15 protein-coding genes are annotated in these 19,483 nt (G+C 72.2%); 8 read left to right on the top strand and 7 right to left on the bottom strand.

From position 1 onward, the window contains the following. Positions 1 to 69: 69 nt before the first annotated feature. Both ACFJGV_RS05450 and ACFJGV_RS05445 read left to right on the top strand, forming a co-directional pair. Positions 70 to 3,636, top strand: coding sequence for a glycosyltransferase family 2 protein (locus ACFJGV_RS05450; protein WP_378147431.1), 3,567 nt, complete (start codon positions 70 to 72; stop codon positions 3,634 to 3,636). Next, complete coding sequence (locus ACFJGV_RS05445) at positions 3,626 to 5,071, top strand: DUF5719 family protein (protein WP_378147429.1); 1,446 nt, start codon at positions 3,626 to 3,628, stop codon at positions 5,069 to 5,071. The genes ACFJGV_RS05450 and ACFJGV_RS05445 overlap by 11 nt, the downstream gene beginning before the upstream one ends. 42 nt (positions 5,072 to 5,113) lie before the next feature. Here the strand turns inward: ACFJGV_RS05445 and ACFJGV_RS05440 are convergent, their stop codons facing one another. Then, on the bottom strand, positions 5,114 to 5,554 hold the full coding sequence (locus ACFJGV_RS05440) for a metallopeptidase family protein (RefSeq protein ID WP_378147428.1): 441 nt from the start codon (positions 5,552 to 5,554) through the stop codon (positions 5,114 to 5,116). A gap of 87 nt (positions 5,555 to 5,641) precedes the next feature. Here ACFJGV_RS05440 and ACFJGV_RS05435 point away from each other — a divergent pair, with 87 nt between their 5' ends. Together ACFJGV_RS05435 and ahcY are read left to right on the top strand one after the other, a co-directional pair. Beyond that, a complete protein-coding gene (locus ACFJGV_RS05435; protein ID WP_378147426.1) occupies positions 5,642 to 5,845 on the top strand; it encodes a DUF3499 family protein in 204 nt (67 codons plus the stop codon). A gap of 47 nt (positions 5,846 to 5,892) precedes the next feature. After that, complete coding sequence (ahcY, locus tag ACFJGV_RS05430) at positions 5,893 to 7,374, top strand: adenosylhomocysteinase (RefSeq protein ID WP_378147424.1); 1,482 nt, start codon at positions 5,893 to 5,895, stop codon at positions 7,372 to 7,374. A 243-nt stretch (positions 7,375 to 7,617) separates the two neighbouring features. Here the strand turns inward: ahcY and ACFJGV_RS05425 are convergent, their stop codons facing one another. Continuing rightward, the gene (locus ACFJGV_RS05425; RefSeq protein ID WP_378147423.1) at positions 7,618 to 8,535 is read right to left on the bottom strand and encodes an RDD family protein; all 918 of its coding nucleotides are present in this window, start codon (positions 8,533 to 8,535) and stop codon (positions 7,618 to 7,620) included. 17 nt (positions 8,536 to 8,552) lie between these two features. Between ACFJGV_RS05425 and ACFJGV_RS05420 the strand changes: the two genes are divergently transcribed. Beyond that, entirely contained in the window at positions 8,553 to 9,548 is a 996-nt protein-coding gene (locus ACFJGV_RS05420) for a stage II sporulation protein M (protein WP_378147421.1), read from the top strand. Positions 9,549 to 9,560: 12 nt separating this feature from the next. Here the strand turns inward: ACFJGV_RS05420 and ACFJGV_RS05415 are convergent, their stop codons facing one another. The 5 genes from ACFJGV_RS05415 to ACFJGV_RS05395 all read right to left on the bottom strand — a co-directional run bounded on the left by ACFJGV_RS05415 (position 9,561) and on the right by ACFJGV_RS05395 (position 15,225). Beyond that, the gene (locus tag ACFJGV_RS05415; RefSeq protein ID WP_378147420.1) at positions 9,561 to 10,868 is read right to left on the bottom strand and encodes a DUF58 domain-containing protein; all 1,308 of its coding nucleotides are present in this window, start codon (positions 10,866 to 10,868) and stop codon (positions 9,561 to 9,563) included. Positions 10,869 to 10,875: 7 nt separating this feature from the next. Then, entirely contained in the window at positions 10,876 to 11,850 is a 975-nt protein-coding gene (locus ACFJGV_RS05410; RefSeq protein WP_378147418.1) for an AAA family ATPase, read from the bottom strand. A gap of 65 nt (positions 11,851 to 11,915) precedes the next feature. Further along, entirely contained in the window at positions 11,916 to 13,097 is a 1,182-nt protein-coding gene (locus ACFJGV_RS05405) for a DUF4350 domain-containing protein (protein ID WP_378147416.1), read from the bottom strand. Further along, positions 13,094 to 13,759 carry a DUF4129 domain-containing protein gene (locus tag ACFJGV_RS05400; protein ID WP_378147414.1) on the bottom strand — a complete coding sequence of 222 codons (666 nt, stop codon included), beginning with the start codon at positions 13,757 to 13,759 and terminating at the stop codon, positions 13,094 to 13,096. The genes ACFJGV_RS05405 and ACFJGV_RS05400 overlap by 4 nt, the downstream gene beginning before the upstream one ends. Next, positions 13,756 to 15,225: a hypothetical protein gene (locus ACFJGV_RS05395; protein WP_378147412.1), complete on the bottom strand. Its 1,470-nt coding sequence runs from the start codon at positions 15,223 to 15,225 to the stop codon at positions 13,756 to 13,758. Before ACFJGV_RS05395 ends, ACFJGV_RS05400 begins: the two co-directional genes overlap by 4 nt. A gap of 153 nt (positions 15,226 to 15,378) precedes the next feature. Here ACFJGV_RS05395 and mtrA point away from each other — a divergent pair, with 153 nt between their 5' ends. The 3 genes from mtrA (at position 15,379) to ACFJGV_RS05380 (ending at position 19,473) form a co-directional block, all read left to right on the top strand. After that, complete coding sequence (gene mtrA / locus ACFJGV_RS05390) at positions 15,379 to 16,059, top strand: MtrAB system response regulator MtrA (RefSeq protein WP_378147410.1); 681 nt, start codon at positions 15,379 to 15,381, stop codon at positions 16,057 to 16,059. A gap of 608 nt (positions 16,060 to 16,667) precedes the next feature. Next, entirely contained in the window at positions 16,668 to 17,783 is a 1,116-nt protein-coding gene (mtrB, locus tag ACFJGV_RS05385; RefSeq protein WP_378147409.1) for an MtrAB system histidine kinase MtrB, read from the top strand. Then, positions 17,776 to 19,473 carry an LpqB family beta-propeller domain-containing protein gene (locus ACFJGV_RS05380; protein ID WP_378147407.1) on the top strand — a complete coding sequence of 566 codons (1,698 nt, stop codon included), beginning with the start codon at positions 17,776 to 17,778 and terminating at the stop codon, positions 19,471 to 19,473. The genes mtrB and ACFJGV_RS05380 overlap by 8 nt, the downstream gene beginning before the upstream one ends. Positions 19,474 to 19,483 lie beyond the last annotated feature (10 nt).

The raw sequence follows: 19,483 nt of genomic DNA, 5'->3' as shown, positions 1-19,483 counted from the left end.
TCACATAAGCGGCGGCACGCCGCAGATGAGGCGATCGGCGTCGACCGTCCCGCATAGCATCGACGCGATATGCACGCTCGAGTCACAGCCGTTCTCGTCGCCTCGAATGGCGGCGAGCACCTTCCGCGCACTCTCGAGGCGCTCGCGGCTCAGACCCGGCGCCCCGACACGATCATCGTGGTCGATTGCGCCTCCACCGACGGCACACAGTCGCTGCTCGCTCAGTCGAAGCCCGACCACTTCATCCAGGCCTCGGGTCGGCTGTCGTTCGGCACCGCGGTCAACCACGCGCTCGGGGTGGTGGCCCCGCCGGAGCACGAGAACGAGTGGCTCTGGCTGCTCGCGCACGACACCGCGCCCGAGCCCGACGCGCTGGCGGCCCTGCTCGCCGCCGTCGAGGTCAACCCGTCGGTGGCCGCCGCCGGCCCCAAGCAGATGGAGTGGGACGACACCGCGTATCTCGCCGCCTTCGGCGAGACGGTGACCCGCTTCGGCGCCAGCGTCCAGCTGACCGAGATCGAGCTCGACCAGGCTCAGCACGACCGCATGAGCGACGTGCTCGGCATGGGCGCGGCCGGACTCCTGGTGCGCCACCGCGTCTGGAACGAGCTCGGCGGCTTCGACCCCGCTCTGCCCACCGCCGACAACGCGCTCGACTTCTCCATCCGCGTCCGGCTCGCCGGTCACCGCGTGCTCGCCGTTCCGGCGGCCCGCGTCGCGACCGACGGCGACGGGCTCTCCGGTCCGGGACGCTCGCAGAAGGGCTCCGCCCGGCGCCGGCGGCAGGCGGCGGCACGAGCCGCTCAGCTCCACCGTCGTCTCGTCTACGCGCCCGGTGCGGCCGTCGCGCTGCTGTGGCTGTCGCTGGTGCCCCTCGCGGTGGTGCGGGCGCTGTTCCAGCTGGTGCGCAAGCAGCCCGGCGCGGTGGGCGGCGAGTTCTCCGCCGCGTTCCGGACGGCGTTCGGCTCGCACATCGGCGAGGCGCGCAGGCGGCTCAAGGCCGCCAAACGGGTCGGATGGGGCGCCATCGCGCCCCTGCGGATGCCCGGCGACGAGGTGCGTCGCCGGCGTTCGCTGCAGCGCGAGATCGCGTTGACGTACCTGCGCGGCGATCGCGACCGCATCCAGTTCGTCGCCAGCGGCGGCCTCGCGACCGTCCTCGTCATCGCGTTGGTCGGCTTCGTGCTGTTCATCCCGCTCTTCGGCGCCGCCGCGCTGCTCGGTGGCGGCGCCCTGCCGCTGTCGTCGGACCCCGGCAGCCTGTGGGCGCAGATCGGCGTCGGGTTCCGCGACATCGGCCTGGGCTTCACCGGGGCCGCCGACCCGTTCTCGACGGTGCTCGCCATCCTCGGGTCGATCACGTTCTGGTCGCCGAGCTTCGTCCTGGTGTGCCTCTATCTCGCGGCGCTGCCCCTGGCCGCCCTCGGCGCCTGGTTCTGCGCCGCCGCGATCACCGACCGGCCGCTGGCCCGCACCACGGCCGCCGTGCTGTGGGCGATCGCCCCGCCGCTGCTCGCCGGGCTCGACGCCGGGATGATCGGTCCGATCGTCGCGCACCTGCTGCTGCCGTGGCTGGTGCTCGCGGCCCTCTCGGCGCCGCGATCCTGGTCGGCGTCGGGCATGGCCGCCATCCTGTTCGCCGCTGTCACCGCCGCCGCGCCGTCGCTCTGGCCCGCGCTCCTCGTGATGTGGGTCGCCGCGACGATCGCCAGCCGGCGCAACGTCGCGCGGCTCATCGGCATCCCGATCCCCGCGCTGGTGCTCTTCGCGCCGCTCGCCTACGACCAGTGGATGCGCGGCACGCCGCTCGCTCTGCTGGCCGACCCCGGCGTGCCGGTCTGGCGCGACCCCGCTGGCGCACTCGACCTCCTGCTCGGCCTGCCTCAGCAGGGGCTGTCGGGCTGGGTCGACCTGGCCGGCCAGGTCGGCATCTCGGGTGCCCTCGTCGGCATCATCGCCGCGGTGCTGATCGTGCCGCTGGCCCTCACCGCGCTGGTCTCGCTCTTCCTGCCGCGCAGCTACGCCGCGCTCGCCTCGATCGGCATCGCGATCCTCGGCCTCGGCACCGCGCTCATGGCGGGGCAGCTTCAGCTCGCCACCAGCGGGAGCCACTCCGTGTCGATCTGGGCGGGCTCCGGTCTCAGCCTGTACTGGCTCGGCATGCTGGGTGCCGCCGTCCTCGCGCTGCACTCGCTCCGTTCGTTCGCCGCGGTCCCCGCCGTGGTCGGCTCGCTCGCGATCGCCGTCCTCGTGCTGCCCCTGGGTCTGGGCGTGCTCCTCGGCACGGCCGAGGTCGTGCCGGGCAGCGGGCGGCAAATGCCGGCGTTCGTCGTCGCGGAGGCGATCGCGAACCCGCGTGTGGGCACCCTGGTGCTGACCCCTCACGCGGATGGCGGCCTGTCCGCCTCCGTGGTGCACGGCGCCGGCCCGACGCTCGATCAGCAGTCGACCCTCGCTTCCACCGCCGCGCTCTCCGGCTCTGCCTCCGACACGCTCGACGAGCTGGTGGGCAACGCCGCCTCGATCAGCGGATCCGACGTCTCGGGTCAGCTCAACGAGCTCGGCATCGCCTTCGTGCTGCTGCAGCCCGTGAGCGCCGCCGAGGCGAGCTCCGTGGCGGATGCGACGGTCGCGCGCACCTCCAATGCCCTCGGCAGCAACCCGTCGCTCACGCTCGTCGGCGACACGTCGGTCGGTGGTCTCTGGCAGGTGGGATCCGCCCAGCCGCTGCCGAGCCTGCCCGCCCCGTCGCCGACCAACATCGGGACGCCGCAGGGCATCCTCGTGCTCGTGGTGCAGGGCGCCGTGTTCCTCATCGCGCTGCTGCTGGCGCTGCCCGCGGGTCGACTGCAGGTGCAGGGCGGCCGCGCGGTGAGCTCGACCGCGCACGTCGCGGCGGCGCACTCGACGGCGGAGGCCATCGCCGAGGACAAGACCACCGAGTACGACGACGACGAGGTCGCGGGCGATGAGCCCGAAATGCTCGACGAGGTGCGCGCCGACGAGGAGACCCCCGTGCACGAGGTGCCGGTGGGCACGATCGTCGGCGGCGGGGACTTCGTCGCCGCAGGATCGGCCGGTGATGCAGGTGCTGCTGCTGCTGCTGTTGCTGCTCCGGTCGCGGCCGCGGCGCCGGTGATCCTCGTGGAGGATGAGCGAGCCGTGGCGGCGCCCGAGATCGACGACGCGTCAGAGGCGGCGACGACCGACGAGGTCCGCGTGCGGGAGCAGGCCTCGGCGCGTGTGGCTCCGGCGATCCTGGTGGACGAGGATGAGCCTGCGCCCCCGGGTTCGCCCACGGAGTCGGCGGCGGAAGCGCCCGCTGCACCCGAGGACGCGTTCGCCGAGCCGGTGGAGCCCACCCCAGAGCCCGTGGCCTCGGCCGCTGACCCCGCCGAGTCCGCGGAGTCGCGCACCGACTCCGACTCCGAACCCTCCGCCGCCACGGAGGCTGGCGCTGCGGACGCTGGCGCCGCGGACGCCGTCGGTCACGCAGACACCGCGCGTGCCGACGCCGAGCCCACGGAGGCTCCCGCGGACGGCGCCTACGACCCCGATGACGAGACCGTGCTGAGCGTGCGCGATGCGATCGCGCGCCACGAGGCGCAGGTACGAGGAGACGACGATGCCCGTTGATCGCAGGATGATGGCGCGCGGAGCGCGCATCGGAGCCGGCGTCGTGGGTGTGGCCGCGGTCGCCGTCTCTGTCGGCGTCGCGTTCTTCGTGCCGCTGCCGAGCGTCACCGCCGAGCCGCGGTCGACCGTGATCGACCCGACACCCGCCGCCGAGCTGCGGACGTGCCCCGGCGGGGTGGTCCGCCTCTCGGACGACTCCGGGCAGGACGCCACCGCCATCTCGTCGGTCGGGACGCCGGACGTGACGACCTTCGCCAACGTCACCCCCGATCCGCTCGAGACGGCGACGCTGGCCTCGCCCGACGACCGTGCCGGACGCTCCGACGCCGCACCCGAGCGCGTCGCGCTGCCCGCCGGAGAGCAGGACGGCAGCACCCTGTTCGCCGCCTCCCAGGCGCAGGTCGTGAGCACGTCGGAGATCTCCGGCCTCGCGGTGGCCGCGTGCACGCAGCCGTCGTCCGACACCTGGCTCGTCGCCGGCGCCACCACGACGGGTCGCACCAGCTTCGTCGTGCTGACCAACGCCGCCGACGTGGCGGCGAAGGCCGACATCGCGATCTTCGACGAGGAGGGGCAGGTCGAGGCGCCCGGTACACGGGGGATCGACATCCCTGCCCGCAGCACCCGCATCCTCTCGCTCGCCGGACTCGCCCCCGATGCCACCTCGCCCGTACTGCACGTGACGACCACCGTCGGATCGGTGGCCGCTGCGGTGCAGCAGAGCGTCGTGCGCGGCCTCGAGCCCGGGGGAGTGGAGATCGCGGGCCCCTCCGCGCCGCCGTCCACCGAGGCGACCGTTCCGGGCATCGAGATCACCTCATCGGCGACGATCTCCAGCCGCCTCGCCGACGCCGACGAGGGCGACCTCCAGAGCGTCCTCCGCCTCTACCTCCCGGGTACCGAGCCGGCCGCGGTCCGCATCCACATCCAGGGCGAGACCGAGGGCAGCGCGGCCACCGACTACCAGGTGGGGCTGACCCCCGGAGTCGTCACCGACTTCCCCCTGCAGGACATCCCGGACGGCACCTACACCGTCACCCTCCAGTCCGACCACCCGGTCGTGACCGCGGCGCGCACCTCGCGCGTCGACGGCGCCACACCCGACCTGGCGTGGTTCCCCTCGGTGCTGCCCCAGGACGAGGCGTTCGTGATCGCGACGCCGTCGGCCACGGGCCCGCGCGTGCACCTGTACAACCCGAGCGACTCGGCGATGACGGCCAGCGTGACCGTCGGCGGCGAGACCGCTCCCGCGGTCACCGTCTCCATCCCCGCGCGCTCGGCCCGCTATGTCGAGCTGACGGGTGGGCTCGGGTATGAGGTCGAGACCGACGGCCCCGTTTTCGCGTCGCTGTCGGTCATCGGCGATGCGCGGCTCGCGGGCATGGGACTGATGCCGCCGGATGCCGCCTCACCCGCCGTGCTCGTCTACGGCTGAGCGCGCGGCGAGCGACCGGTTCTCGCACGGTCGCTGTGGCGCTCAGAGGTGCGTGAAGCCCTCGGGTGCGACGTCCCACGGGTCCTTGCCCAACATCTCCGCCACCGCGCGGAACACGCAGGCCTCGATGGCCATCCGCCGATGCGACTCGTCGTCCCGGTGGAGGTTCGACATCCGCTGGATGGGCAGCCGGAACAGGATGATGCGGTCGTCGGCGACCGCCCAGCGATCGACGTGATCCGGCGAGCCGAAGCGGCCGAACGGCATCGGCGCGACCTCGAAGGACGTGGTGGCGAGCTCGTTCGGGAAGACGCTCCGCAGGTACTCCGCGGTGTCGGAGACGACGAGGTCGAAGAAGTCGAGCCTCGACCGCAGCGGGGGCAGGAAGGGCCCGGTCGCGGAGGACCGCAGATCGCGGCCGTGCCTCGATCGAGACCTCCGGCTGGCCGCGGAGGAACCGCTCGTCCGACGTGCTCGAGGCATGCGCCCAGTCTAGGAGACGACGTCCCGCGTCCGACACGACGGCGAGCCGTCGCGGAGGCGGACGGATGCGCGACTATCGTGAACTCGATGATCATCAGGGAGTGCTCGCGACCCTCGTGCCGCGGCGAGGCTGTGACGACGCTCACCTACGACTACCGCGACTCGCTCGTCGTGGTGGGCCCGCTGAGCCCCACGCCCGAGCCTCACAGCTACGACCTCTGCTCGGTGCACACCGACCGTCTCTCGGCTCCGCAGGGGTGGCAGGTCGTGCGGTACGTCGTCGCCGACTGAGCCCGCACCATCGGGGTCCTCTCATCGCCGCGTGGGATGATGAGGACATGAGCTTCGTGTCCACCGACGTCCGCCCCGCCTACAGGGTCGCCGACCTGGCGCTCGCCGAGGCCGGTCGCCACCAGATCCGCCTCGCCGAGAACGAGATGCCCGGACTGATGGCACTGCGCGAGGAGTACGGACCGCTCCAGCCCCTGGCCGGAGCCCGCATCACGGGCTCGCTCCACATGACGGTGCAGACCGCGGTGCTGATCGAGACGCTCGTCGCCCTCGGCGCCCGCGTGCGCTGGGCCAGCTGCAACATCTTCTCCACCCAGGACGAGGCGGCCGCCGCCATCGTCGTCGGTGCCCACGGCACGCCCGGCGCGCCCGCCGGCGTCCCGGTCTACGCCTGGAAGGGCGAGACGCTCGACGAGTACTGGTGGTGCACCGACCGTGCATTCGACTGGTCTGCCGAGGCCGAGGAGGCCGGGGCCGACTGGGTCGGCCCGAACATGATCCTCGACGACGGCGGCGACGCCACCCTCCTCGTGCACAAGGGCCGCGAGTTCGAGGCGGCGGGCACCGTCCCCGACGACCAGCCCGGCGACAGCGAGGAGTACCGCATCATCCTCGCCACGCTCCGCCGCACCCTGGCCGAGACCCCGGCCCGCTGGACCACCGTCGCGAGCGAGGTGCAGGGCGTCACCGAGGAGACCACGACGGGTGTGCACCGTCTGTACGAGCTCTTCGCGCAGGGCGAGCTGCTCTTCCCCGCGATCAACGTCAACGACTCGGTCACCAAGTCGAAGTTCGACAACAAGTACGGCATCCGCCACTCGCTGCCCGACGGCATCAACCGGGCCACCGATGTGCTGATCGGCGGCAAGGTCGCCTTCGTCGTCGGCTATGGCGACGTGGGCAAGGGCGCGGCCGAGGCGCTGCGCGGCCAGGGCGCCCGCGTGATCGTGTCGGAGGTCGACCCCATCTGCGCGCTGCAGGCGGCGATGGACGGCTACCAGGTCACCACGCTGCAGTCCGTCGCCGACCAGGTCGACATCGTCATCACCTGCACGGGCAACGTCGACGTCATCACGGTCGACGACATCCTGAGCCTCAAGCACCTCGCGATCGTCGGCAACGTGGGGCACTTCGACAACGAGATCGACATGGCCGGTCTCGCCGCGCTCCCGGGCGTCGAGAAGGTCGAGATCAAGCCGCAGGTGCACGAGTGGCGCCTCCCGACCGGGCGCAGTGTGCTCGTGCTGTCCGAGGGGCGCCTGATGAACCTCGGCAACGCGACCGGGCACCCGAGCTTCGTGATGAGCAACTCATTCACCAACCAGGTGCTCGCGCAGATCGAGCTGTACACCCGACCCGAGGCCTACCCGGTGGGTGTGTACGTGCTGCCCAAGGCGCTCGACGAGAAGGTCGCTCGCCTCCACCTCGCCGCGCTGGGCGTCGAGCTCACGGTGCTGCGTCCGGAGCAGGCCGCGTACATCAACGTCCCCGTCGAGGGCCCGTACAAGCCCGACCACTACCGCTACTGACCCTCTCGGCGCAGCTGCGCCGGCGTTCACGGTCGAAAGGTCGCCTCAGAGCAGACATGGCGCCGCATAGCGGCCGTGCCGCGCCTGAGGCTACCTTCCGACGACGACACCGGACTCGTGGCCGACGCCCCCTGCGCCGTTCGGCGTTCTGCGCGGCAGCAGTTTCGCCGAGTGGCGAGAAGGGGCCCCTTCGCGGGCGCCGGGAGGGCGGCTTCTCGCCACTCGGCGCGCGCGAGCGGCGCGTCAGCGGTCGGGGAAGCCGTGGGGGAGGCCGCGCAGGGCGGGCTGCAGGCGCTCGAGGCGGCGGCGCTCGCCGAGGAGCGCGGTGTAGTCGCGGTCGCGTCGCATCACCGCGACCCCGATGAGGAAGACGAACGGGTCGACGTCAGGCAGCGGGGAGACGAAGCGCGACGCCTCCGCGGCGAGCTCGAACGACAGCCGGGCGCGGATGGCGGGATCGGCGCGCGGGGCCGACGCCAGGTGCGCGGCGATGCGCCGGGAGAGCCGGTCGGGCAGCTTCGCCACATCGGCGATCTGCGCCCACGGGAAGAGCTCGGGCGGCATCGCGTATCCGTGCGGCATGGGACGCGGCACCCGCTCGTTCTGGCTGTAGGTGCCCGCGATGAGGTCGCCCAGGCGCTTCGACCTGCGGTTGAGCAGCGAGACGATGAACGCGATCGAGCCGAAGCTGACGAAGATCTCGACGTAGCCGAGGAGGCCCCGGATGATGGCGTGGCGCACACCCGCCGCCCCGCCGTCGTCGCGCACGATCCGCGAGCCGACGGCCAGCCGCCCGAGGGAGCGCCCCCGCGTCAGCACCTCGACGACGATGGGAGCGATCACCCAGAAGAAGACGGTCGTCGCCGTGACGAGCGCGGTGGCGAGGGCCTGGTCGATGGGCAGCGTCGGCAGGACCTGCCCGTACCAGACGAAGACCGCGAGCATCGGGACGGTGAAGGTGAGCCAGTCGATCGCCCCGCCCGCGCTCCGCAGGAGGAAGCCGGTCGGCCGGACGTCGAGGGCGACCGCCTCACCGGTCAGCAGCTCGTCGTCGCCGACGCTCACGACGGCGGCGGCGCCCGAGGCGCCCGTGCCGGCACCGGATGCCCCGAAGGGGCTCGCGCCCGTCCGGCTGGGGTCCGAGACAGGCGGCCGGCTCATGGATATCATCTAAGCAGATGGACCTCGACGCCTACACAGCGGCTCACTCCGACGAGTGGGCGCGCCTCGACGAGCTGGGACGCAAGCGCGTGTACACCGGCCAGGAGGCCGACGAGCTCATCGAGCGCTACCAATCCGGCGCCACCCAGCTGTCCGCGCTGAAGACCGTGGCCGGGTCCACGGTGCAGGGCGATCGCCTCTCGGTGTCGCTGTCCCGCGCCCGGCTGCGCTTCACGGGCGCCAGCGCGAACATCCTGCGCGCCATCCCCGTGTTCTTCGCCCTGCAGCTCCCGGCGGCCCTGTACCGCATCCGCTGGCTCACCCTCGCGATGGCTCTGGCCACGGTGATCATCGCGACCCTGTGGGCCCTGTGGATCGCGGGCGACCCGGCGGTCATGGCGAACCTGGGCGACGACGAGACGCTGAAGAAGCTCGCCAACGAGGACTTCGTCGACTACTACAGCGAGAACCCCGCGGCGAGCTTCACCGGCCAGGTGTGGACCAACAACGCCTGGATCGCGGCCCAGTGCCTCGCCTTCGGCATCATCGGCATCTGGGTGCCGGTCGTCATCCTGCAGAACGCGCAGAACCTCGGCATCAACGCCGCGGTGCTCTTCGAGTACGGCCACGGCGACACGTTCTTCCTCTACATCCTCCCGCACGGCCTGCTCGAGCTCACGGCGATCTTCGTCGCCGCCGCGGCGGGCTCGCGCCTGTTCTGGGCGTGGATCGCCCCGGGGGCACGCACCCGCGGCCAGGCGCTGGCGGAGGATGGCCGTGCGCTGTTCACCATCGCGCTGGGGCTCGTGATCGTGCTCTTCGTGTCGGGTGTCATCGAGGGCTTCGTGACGCCGTCGCCGCTGCCTTGGCCGGTGAAGATCGGCATCGGCGTGGTCGCGCTCGGCGCGTTCCTCTTCTACATGCTCTTCGTCGGCGGCCGGGCGTACCGTGCCGGGCAGACGGGCGACCTGGACGAGTTCGAGGCGGGCGCCCGCACGCTCACGGCAGCCTGAGCGCCCGGCTCCTCAGAGCCGACCGGCGGCCTTGAGCGCCAGGTAGCGGTCTGCGACCGCGGGCGGAAGGTCGCCTGGCGGGGCGGTCACGACCTCGGCGCCCTCCTGGCGGAGCGCCGTCGAGACGCGCTGCACGTCGAGCAGCGCGCGCTCGGAGGCGGCGGCCCGGTAGGTCTCCTCGCGCGTCGAACGTTCGGAGACGGCGGCCGCGAGATCGGGGTCGGTGACCGACGCCACCACGACGAGGTGATCCCGGCTGAGCTGCGGCACGGCGGCGAGCAGCCCGGAGGAGCCACCCGGGGAGTCGGCGGCGGTGACGAGCACGACGAGCGCCCGCTGTGTGGTGACCTGCCGCACGAGCGACGGGACGACCGTCCAGTCGGTCTCGATGAGGTCGGGATCGACGGGTGCCATGGCGTCGACCATCCGCGAGAGCAGCTCGGGGCCGGACGCGCCGTGCACACGGCCGCGCAGTCGGCGGTCGTACAGCACGAGGTCGACCCGGTCGCCCGCACGGGTGGCGAGAGCGGCGAGCAGGAGCGCGGTCTCGAAGGCTGTGTCGAGGCGCACCTCGTCGCCGATCCTGGCGGCGGAGGTGCGGCCCGTGTCGATCACGATCACCACGCGCCGATCGCGCTCGGGTCGCCAGGTGCGCACCATCACGTCGGAGTGCCGGGCTGTGGCGCGCCAGTCGATCGACCGCACGTCGTCGCCGCGCACGTACTCGCGGAGGCTGTCGAACTCGGTGCCCTGACCGCGGATCATGATGCTCGTGCGCCCGTCGAGCTCGCGGAGGCGCGCCAGACGGGAGGGGAGGTGGCGTCGCGAGAGGAACGGCGGGAGCACCCGCAGCCGCCCGGGCGAGAGCAGCACGGCCTGCCGGGCCGCGAAGCCGAGCGGACCGAACGAGCGCAGCGCGACCCGCGCGACCCGACGCTCACCGCGCCGGAAGGGGGTGAGCGCGATCTGCATGGCGCGCCGCTCGCCGCCGGGGATCACCAACCGCATCCTGGTCTGCGACGCGCCCGCCGACGGCTGCCACGCGTCGCGGACGAGCACGCTCATGCGGCGCCGGCCGAGGTTCGAGACGTAGAGCGTGCTGACGGCCGTCTCACCGAGCCGGATGCGGGCGGGCAGGTCGCGCTCGAGCGCCACCCGCCGCGGCGACGCGGCGAACACCAGGTCGACGACGATGAGCACCACGGTGAGCGCCAGCCACCCCAGGAGCGCCGGGTAGGCGAGGTCGAAGAGCACGTCGAGCACCACCACGGGGACGAGGCCCACGAGGAGGAACGCGACGAGACGACCGGTCAGTGCCATGCGCGGATCAGATCGGCACCTGGACCTGGGTGAGGATCGACCGGAGGATCGCGTCGACCGCGACCCCCTCGAGCTCCGCCTCAGGTCGCAGCTGGATGCGGTGCCGCAGCACCGGGACGACCATCGCCTGCACGTGGTCGGGGGTGATCGCGGGGTAGCCGTTGAGCCAGGCCCAGGCCTTCGACGCCGCCAGCAGTGCGGTGGCGCCGCGAGGGCTCACCCCGAGCTTGACGGACGGGCTCTGACGCGTGGCGCGGGCGAGATCGACGATGTACGAGAGCACGTCGGGCGCGGCCTGCACCTGCCGCACGGCGCGCTGCGCGGCCTCGAGGCCCGCCGCGTCGAGCACCGGGGTGACACCGGCGGCACGGAGGTCGCGGGGGTCGAAGCCGCCGGCGTGCCGGGCGAGGACGGCGACCTCGGCGTCGCGCTCCGGGAGGTCGAGCACGAGCTTGACGAGGAACCGGTCGAGCTGCGCCTCGGGCAGCGTGTAGGTGCCCTCGTACTCGATGGGGTTCTGGGTGGCGGCCACGAGGAACGGACTCGGCAGCGCGCGGCTGACGCCGTCGACGCTGACCTGGCGCTCCTCCATGGCCTCGAGGAGTGCGGACTGCGTCTTCGGGGGTGTCCGGTTGATCTCGTCGGCCAGCAGGATGTTCGTGAAGACCGGACCCTCGCGGAACGAGAACTCGCCGGACCGGGCGTCGTAGACGAGCGAACCCGTGACATCGCCGGGCATCAGGTCGGGCGTGAACTGCACACGCTTCGTGTCGAGCGACAGCGCGTGGCTGAGGCTGCGCACGAGCAGCGTCTTGGCCACACCGGGCACACCCTCGAGCAGCACGTGACCGCGAGCGAGGAGGGCGATGATCAGCCCGGTGACAGCCCCGTCCTGGGCGACCACGGCCTTGCCCACCTCGGTGCGCACGCGGCCCAGCGCGGCGCGGAGCTCATCCGGAGAGAGATCTGGTCGATCCGTCATTCTCGTGTGTCCTCGTTCCTGGGTGGTGGTCGATGTGCTCGCTGCCGCGGAGGCGGCGCGAGTGGTCAGTCGGGCCTGGTCGCCGTCCGCACCTCGCGCTCGAGCACGAGGAGCCGGTCGGAGAGGGCCTGGAGGTCGGCCTCGCCGGCGGGCACCGCCCCGACGAGTGTGTCGTACACCTCGGCGGACGGTCTACCGGTGACCGCCGACACCGCCGCGACGACCTCGGTGAGGTCGCTCGAGCGCGAGAGGTTCAGCGCCGTCGAGAGCCTCTGCACCGTCCCGATGCGGAGGGCGTCGATCGCGCGGAGCGTCGCGCCCTGGCGGGCGTACAGGCGGGCACGCCCCTCGGCGGTCTCGCGGGCCCGCACGACCACCGGCATCTCCTCGACGACCACCGGTCCCAATCGGCGCCCGCGCCAGATGGCAGAGGCGACGAAGACCAGGATGAGCAGCAGGATGACGGGGGTCACCCAGCCCGGGGTGAGCTCCTGGATCGTCGGCGGCGCGTCCTCGGGGAGGTCGGCCGAGCCGGGCAGGTACCAGACGAGGGTGGGGTCCTCGCCGAGGAGGCCCAGCGCGAGCGCCGCATTGCCGGCCAGCGGGATGGAGTCGTTCCGCAGCGCATCCCCGACGCCGAGGACGTCGACCGTGCGGTCGCCCTGATCGAGCCTCACCAGGCCGTAGGCGCCGTCGCCGGTCTCGAAGCAGCCCGTGGCGTCGGACGAGGAGGTGCGGTAGGCGTAGTCGGCCTGCGACACCTCGCCCGCGCGCTCCGCCGCGGGGATGCCGCAGTCGGCCTGCACGGTGTCGGCGGACGACTCGACCGCGGTCTCGCGCACGCCGGGGGCGAGGATGTCGAGCTGGTCCTGGGAGGGCGTCGGCAGCACGAGATCGGCGTCGAGCGCGCCGAGGGATTCGAGCTTGTCGTCGTCGAGGTAGCCGTACAGGTCGGCCATCATCACGGTCACCCGGCCCGACGCATCCGACACCGCCTGCCGCGTCTCGTCGAGCGAGCCGGTCTCGACGACGTCGACACCCTGCTGCTTCAGCACCTGGACGAGCGCCTTCGACCCCGCCGCACTCGGGCTGGTGGGGGAGTAGAGGCCCTGGTCGACGAGGCCCCGGAAGCTCGACAGCAGCGTGAACCCGGCGAGGAGGATCGCGGCGACGGAGGCGAGGATCCAGAACAGCCAGTGCCGCAGACGGGTGCCGGCGCGGGGCGTCTCGACGACCGCGGCCGTCACCGGGCGACCGCCGCGGGGATCGCCTCGAGCCGGGCCGGGCGCGCGCGCTCGAGAGCGCCGTCGAGGGCGACGAGCCGCTCATAGCCCTCCCGGGAGCCGGGCTGGTCGAGGTAGCGCACCTCGTCGAAGGCGCGCGCTCCGAGGCGGAGGACATCGGCGGAGGCGGGGAAGGAGCGCCCGGCGCGCCCGGCGAAGTCCTGGGCCGTGGTGCCCGGAGCCGAGAGCACGACGGTGCGCTCGGCGAGTGCCCGGGCGATGGCGCGGTACTGCTCCTCGATCGCGGTAGGCCAGTCGCCGGCGCTCGCCGCGCGCCGGGCGGCGGCGCGGATCTCGGCGGCAGACCGCGTGTCGTCGGCGCCGAACAGCTCGGTCGTCTTCAGCGAGCTCTTCCGGTTCAGGCGGGGGCGGCCGAAGACGAGGAACGCCACCACGATGAGGGCGGCGACGATGAGCACGATCACGAGCGGGATCAGCGGGCCGAAGCCCGGGCCGCCCGGCACCTGCAGCGAGTCGAGCCAATCGCCGAACGCCTTCGAGGCCTGGTCGAACCACGTCGGCCGCGCCGCCTGGTACTCGGGCTTCGACAGCTCGTCGAGCAGCCACTGCCGGCCTTGGTCGGCGTCGGGCTGGACCGGGGGGTCGAGCAGGGCGGACGGGGTCATGCACCGGTCCTGGGCAGGTACGGATCGGGCCAGCGGCCCTCCTCGTCGGTGGACTGGGCGCTCTCGACGAACCGGGTGAGCTCGACGTCGAGGCCCTCCTTGCGCATCCGGAGATCGATGTAGATGACGGCGATCACGGCAGCCTGCACGACCGAGGAGATCGCGCTGATCGCTGTGGTGAACGCCAGGAACACCACGTAGACGACGATGACCGCCACGATGCCGGAGCCGGTGCCCGTGGGGTCGATGAGACCGGGGACGATGCCGATCAGGAGGGAGAAAGGTGTGCTGATGATCTGGCTGGCGAAGTACAGGATGACGACGACGAGGGCGATGGTGCCGAAGGTGCGCCAGAAGTAGCCGCGAGTGAGCGTCCAGGAGCGGCGGATCGCCGCGATGACGCCCTTCTTCTCGAGCACGATGATGCTCGGCACCATCGAGGTCTTCGTGCCGAGCCAGCACGCGAGCACCAGGAAGCCCGTGCCGAGGAGCACCGAGACGAGGATGGCGATCGCGATACCCCCGCCGGAGCCGCTCACCGCGCCGAGCACGATGATGCCGATGACGATCGCCATCCCGATGAGAGCTGCGGCGAAGAGGATGAGCAACCACAGGGTGAGGGGGAGGATGCGCTTGAACGCGGCCTTCCAGAGCTCGCCGAGGCGACGCTTCTCGCCCAGGGTGCCCCTGGCCACCTCGACGACGAGGACACCCTGCAGGAGGGCGGAGGCGAACAGGGTGAACGCCGCCACCACGAGGGTGCCGAGGAGGCCGAGCGCGACGTTGCCCGCGGCGATCACGTCCGCGTCGTCGCCGACCGCGTTGAGGCTGCGACCGATGAGGAACACGGTCAGGCCGACGAAGAAGAGCGCCGTGACGATGATGACCGCGGCCTGGATGATGAGGCCCGAGCCGAACGTGGCCTTCGGATTGCGCCGGAGCACCTGGAACGGCGCGCCCAGCAGGGTGCCGAAGCCGAGCGGGCGGAGCGGGATGAGGCCGGGCTTGGGCGGCGGCGTCCAGCCCTCGGGCGCGCCGGGCGGGGCGAACTGCGCGCCGTACTGCGCGTAGGCGGGCGTGCCGTTGCCGGGCGGCGGATACTGCGGCTGGCCGTAGGGCTGCTGCGGGTACGTGGGCTGGCCGTACTGCGGGGGTGCGTACGGGGGCTGGCCGTACTGCGGCTGCGCCTGCGGCGGTGGGTACTGGGGCTGGCCGTACTGAGGCTGGGCGGGCGGCGGCGCGTACTGGCCGTCCTGCGGCTGGGCGGGAGGAGAGGGCGGCGGGGTAGGGTTCTGCCCGTACTGCGGCTGCCCGTACTGCGGCTGCCCGTACTGCGGTGGCGGTGGCGCGTACTGTCCGTACTGCGGCGCCTCGGTCGGCGGAGCGGACTGCGGCTCGGCGGGCGGCGCGGGCTCGTCGTGACGCCCCTCGGTGCCCGGCACGGTCCACCTCTGGTCGTCGCTCATCGAAGCCCTTCTCGCTGCGGCGGCAGGGAACCCCCGTGCCCCCGGGTCCCCATGCTACGCACTCTCGTTCTGAGATTTCTCGGTAGCCACAGGCGCGTTCCTGATCAGGGCTCGATTACGCTGATCCCATCACCCGTCTGGAGAGAACAGCACATGGACCCTCGCATCCTGGTCGTCGACGATGACACCGCGCTGGCAGAGATGATCGGCATCGTGCTGCGCTCCGAGGGGTACGAGCCGTCGTTCTGCACCGACGGGGCCGAGGCTCTCGCGGCGTTCCGCGATGCCCGCCCCGATCTCGTCCTGCTCGACCTCATGCTCCCCGGCCTCGACGGCATCGAGGTGTGCCGGCTCATCCGGGCCGAGTCGGGCACCCCCATCATCATGCTCACCGCCCGCAGCGACACCTCCGACGTGGTGAAGGGTCTCGAGTCCGGCGCCGACGACTACGTCGTCAAGCCGTTCAACCCCAAGGAGCTGGTGGCGCGCATCCGCACCCGCCTGCGCCCCTCGAGCGACGCCGTGCCCGAGACGCTGCGGGTCGGCGACCTCGTGGTCGACGTCGCCGGGCACGAGGTGCGGCGCGGATCCGACCGCATCAACCTCACCCCGCTCGAGTTCGACCTCCTGCACGCGCTGGCCGCGAAGCCCCAGCAGGTGTTCACCCGCGAGATGCTGCTCGAGCAGGTCTGGGGCTACCACTACAAGGCCGACACCCGTCTCGTGAACGTGCACGTGCAGCGGCTGCGGGCGAAGGTCGAGGCGGATCCCGACAACCCGCGCATCGTGATGACCGTGCGCGGCGTGGGCTATCGCGCGGGCGCGGTCACGTGATCGCCCCCGCCGTGCGCGCAGCGAGCGGCGGATGACCGAGAACGCCAGGCGCTCGCGGGTCGGTCCCACCGTGGTGCGCAACTGGCGTCGCTGGCCGCTCGAGGTCGCGAGGGCATGGCGCCGGTCGCTGCAGTTCCGCACCATCGTGGTGACGGTGCTGCTCTCGACGGTCGCCGTGGTCGCGACGGGGACGTACATGTCGATCAGCATCGGCAACGATCTGTTCCAGTCGCGCCTGAACCAGGTCGTGACGGAGTCGCGGAACGCCGCCACGGCCGCGCAGAACATCTTCGACGCGGCGGATGCCGCCTCCGACGCCTCGACGCTGTCGCTGCTGAACTCCGCCAAGTCGGCGATCATCGCGTCCTCGTCGTCGCGGCTGGTCGCGCTCCTGGCGACCCCTGGCCAGACCTCCCCGTCGTCGACGGTGCTCTCCTTCTCCAGCCCCGAGCTCACCGGCGACGTCATCTCCGACCAGCTGCAGGCCGAGGTGGCCGCGAGCACCGGCGGCACGCAGACGCAGTACTGGCAGTCCGTCTCGCTCACCGACGACCGCGGCGACAGCCAGCCGGGGATCATCGTCGGAACCCCGCTGAGCATCCCCGGGGGTGGGGAACTTCCAGCTCTACATCGGCTACAACCTTGCCGACGCCGACCAGACGCTGGTGTTCGTGCAGCAGACGCTGTGGCTGGGCGGACTGGCGCTCATCATCCTCATCGGCCTGGTCTCGTGGGTGATCGTGCGGCTCGTGGTCGAGCCCATCCGCCTGGCGGCCGAGACCAGCGAGAAGCTCGCCGCCGGGGAGCTCGAGGTCCGCATCCCCGAGCGGGGCGAGGACGTCATCTCCACGCTCGCGCGCTCGTTCAACGGGATGGCCGACAGCATGGCGTCGCAGATCAACCAGCTGGCCGAGCTGTCGCAGGTTCAGCAGCGCTTCGTCTCCGACGTCTCCCACGAGCTGCGCACGCCGCTGACCACCATCCGCCTCGCCGGCGACATGCTCTACGACCAGCGCTCCACGTTCCCGCCGGCCACCGAGCGCACGGCCGAGCTGCTGCACACCCAGACGAAGCGCTTCGAGGAGATGCTCTCCGACCTGCTGGAGATCAGCCGCTTCGATGCCGGATCCGCCTCTCTCGACACCGAGCCGACGAGTCTCGTGAGGCTGGCCGAGGATGCCGCCGACCAGATGCGCTCCCTCGCCGAGCAGGCGGGATCCGACCTCAGGGTGGTCGCCCCGGGCGGGTACACCGAGGTCGAGATGGATCCGCGGCGCATCCGCCGGATCGTGCTCAACCTCATCGGCAACGCGATCGAGCACGGGGAGCGCAGGCCCGTCGTCATCACCGTCGACAGCTCGCCGACGGCCGTCGCGCTCTCGGTCCGCGACTACGGCGTGGGGATGAGCGGGGAGGACGCGGAGCGCGTCTTCGACCGCTTCTGGCGCGCCGATCCGTCGCGCAAGCGCACGATCGGCGGCACGGGGCTGGGCCTCGCGATCTCGCTCGAGGACGCGACGCTCCACGGCGGCGCGCTCGAGGTGTGGTCGGCGCCGGGGGCGGGGTCGAACTTCCGGCTGACGCTCCCTCGCCGCCGCGGCGTCACGAGGGGGGCGTCGCCGCTGCCCCTCGAGCCGGAGGACTCGGACGGTCCGCTGCCGCCGCTCGGCGAGACGGCGCGCGACGCGAGGGCGCAGGATGAGGGAGGCGAGCGGGATGCGTGAGTGGTGGACCATGCTCCGACGCGGCGCCGTGACGAGGGTCGGAGCGGTGATCGCGGTGCTGGCGCTCGCGGTGTCGCTCGCCGCGTGCGCCGCGATCCCGCGGTCGGGTGACGTCGGCTCGGAGTCGGGACCGGCCACCGACGACAACATCGACGTGATCTTCCTCGCGGCAGGTCCCTCAGCGGGAGCCACGCAGGCGCAGATCCTGGCCGGGTTCGTGAACGCGGCCAAGGATCCGCAGAACGACTACGAGGTCGCCCGCAACTACCTCTCGCAGGGCTTCGCCGCGCAGTGGAAGCCCACAGCCGACGTGATCGTCGACAGCGGCCCGCGTTCCACGACGCCCACGAGCGACACCTCTCTTCGGCTCACCGTCACGCCCCAAGCGCGGGTCGACGCTGAGGGGAGCTACAGCGAGACATCGTCCGCGCCGATCTCGCTCGACTTCTCGTTCGTGCAGCAGGACGGCGAGTGGCGGATCTCCGCCGCCCCCGATGGCACGCTGATCGAGGACGTGTTCTTCGAGCAGGTCTTCAGCTCGCATTCTCTCTACTTCTTCGACCCCACGTACACGTTCCTGGTGCCCGACCTGCGCTGGTTCCCCACCTCCGCCTCGGTGGGCACCCGTATCGTCAGGTCGCTGCTCCAGGGCCCGACGCCCTGGCTCGACGGCGCGGTCGTCTCGGCCTTCCCCGACGGCACGTCCACGTCGAGCGTGGTGACCTCCAACGGGACCACGCGGGTCGAGCTGTCGAGCAACGTGCTGCAGGCCTCCACGATCGACCTCCAACGGATGCGGTTCCAGCTCTCCGCGAGCCTCGGCGGCGTGGCCTCGGTGTCCTCCGTGGCGATCAGCGTCGACCAGAACGTCGTCGACGTCCCCTCCACCGACCGTGCGGCGCCCGAGGTGGCGCCCCGGGTCGGCCTCACCCCGCTCGTGCTGTTCGGCGGCCGGTTCGGCTACCTCAGCGCCGACGCCGTGGCCGAGATCCCGGGTGTGAGCGACGCCGTCGTCGCGCTCCAGCCGACCGCCGTGGCGTACTCGGCCCGGACCACCGTCGCGGCCGTCCGGGCGGGCGACGGCACCGTCGCCGCCGTGCGCGTCGGGGGCACGACGACGGTCGACCAGCGTGCCGGGCTGATCGCGCCCGCCGTCGATCCGTTCGGCTGGGTGTGGAGCATCCCCGCCGACGATCCCGACGCGGTGGTGGCGGCCTCGCCGGGCAACGCGGCGTCGAACGTGCCCGCCCAGTGGGGCGGCGCGAGCGAGATCCGCTCCTTCGAGATCTCGCGCGACGGCACCCGCGCGGTGGCGTACCTGGTGAGCGGGGGCGTGCCGCAGCTCGTCGTGGCGGCGGTGCTCCGCGATCAGGCGGGCACGCCCACCGGGCTCGGCCAGCCGGTGGTGCTCGCGGGCGGATCCGGCACCCCGGTCGACGCGACCTGGGTCGACCAGTACAGCGTCGCCGCGGTCTACGCCGCGCCCTCGGGAGAGCCGGAGGTGCTCTCGCAGCTGCTCGGCGGACGCAGCTCGGCTCTCGGATCGCCCACGGGCGCGGACGGGATCGCCGGGGGCAACGACCTCGACAGCATGCGTGTGCACACGGTCGATGGAACCCTCCTTCAACTGCGGGGGAGCGCGTGGCAGGTCGTGGCCGACGACGTCACGGTGCTCGCCGTTCAGAACTGACCACTCCTGC

The organism is Cnuibacter sp. UC19_7, from assembly GCF_042699995.1.
In the GTDB taxonomy this organism is placed as follows: domain Bacteria; phylum Actinomycetota; class Actinomycetes; order Actinomycetales; family Microbacteriaceae; genus Cnuibacter.
Note: the sequence above shows the minus strand (reverse complement) of the source record. Positions and strands in the feature narration are given on the sequence as shown.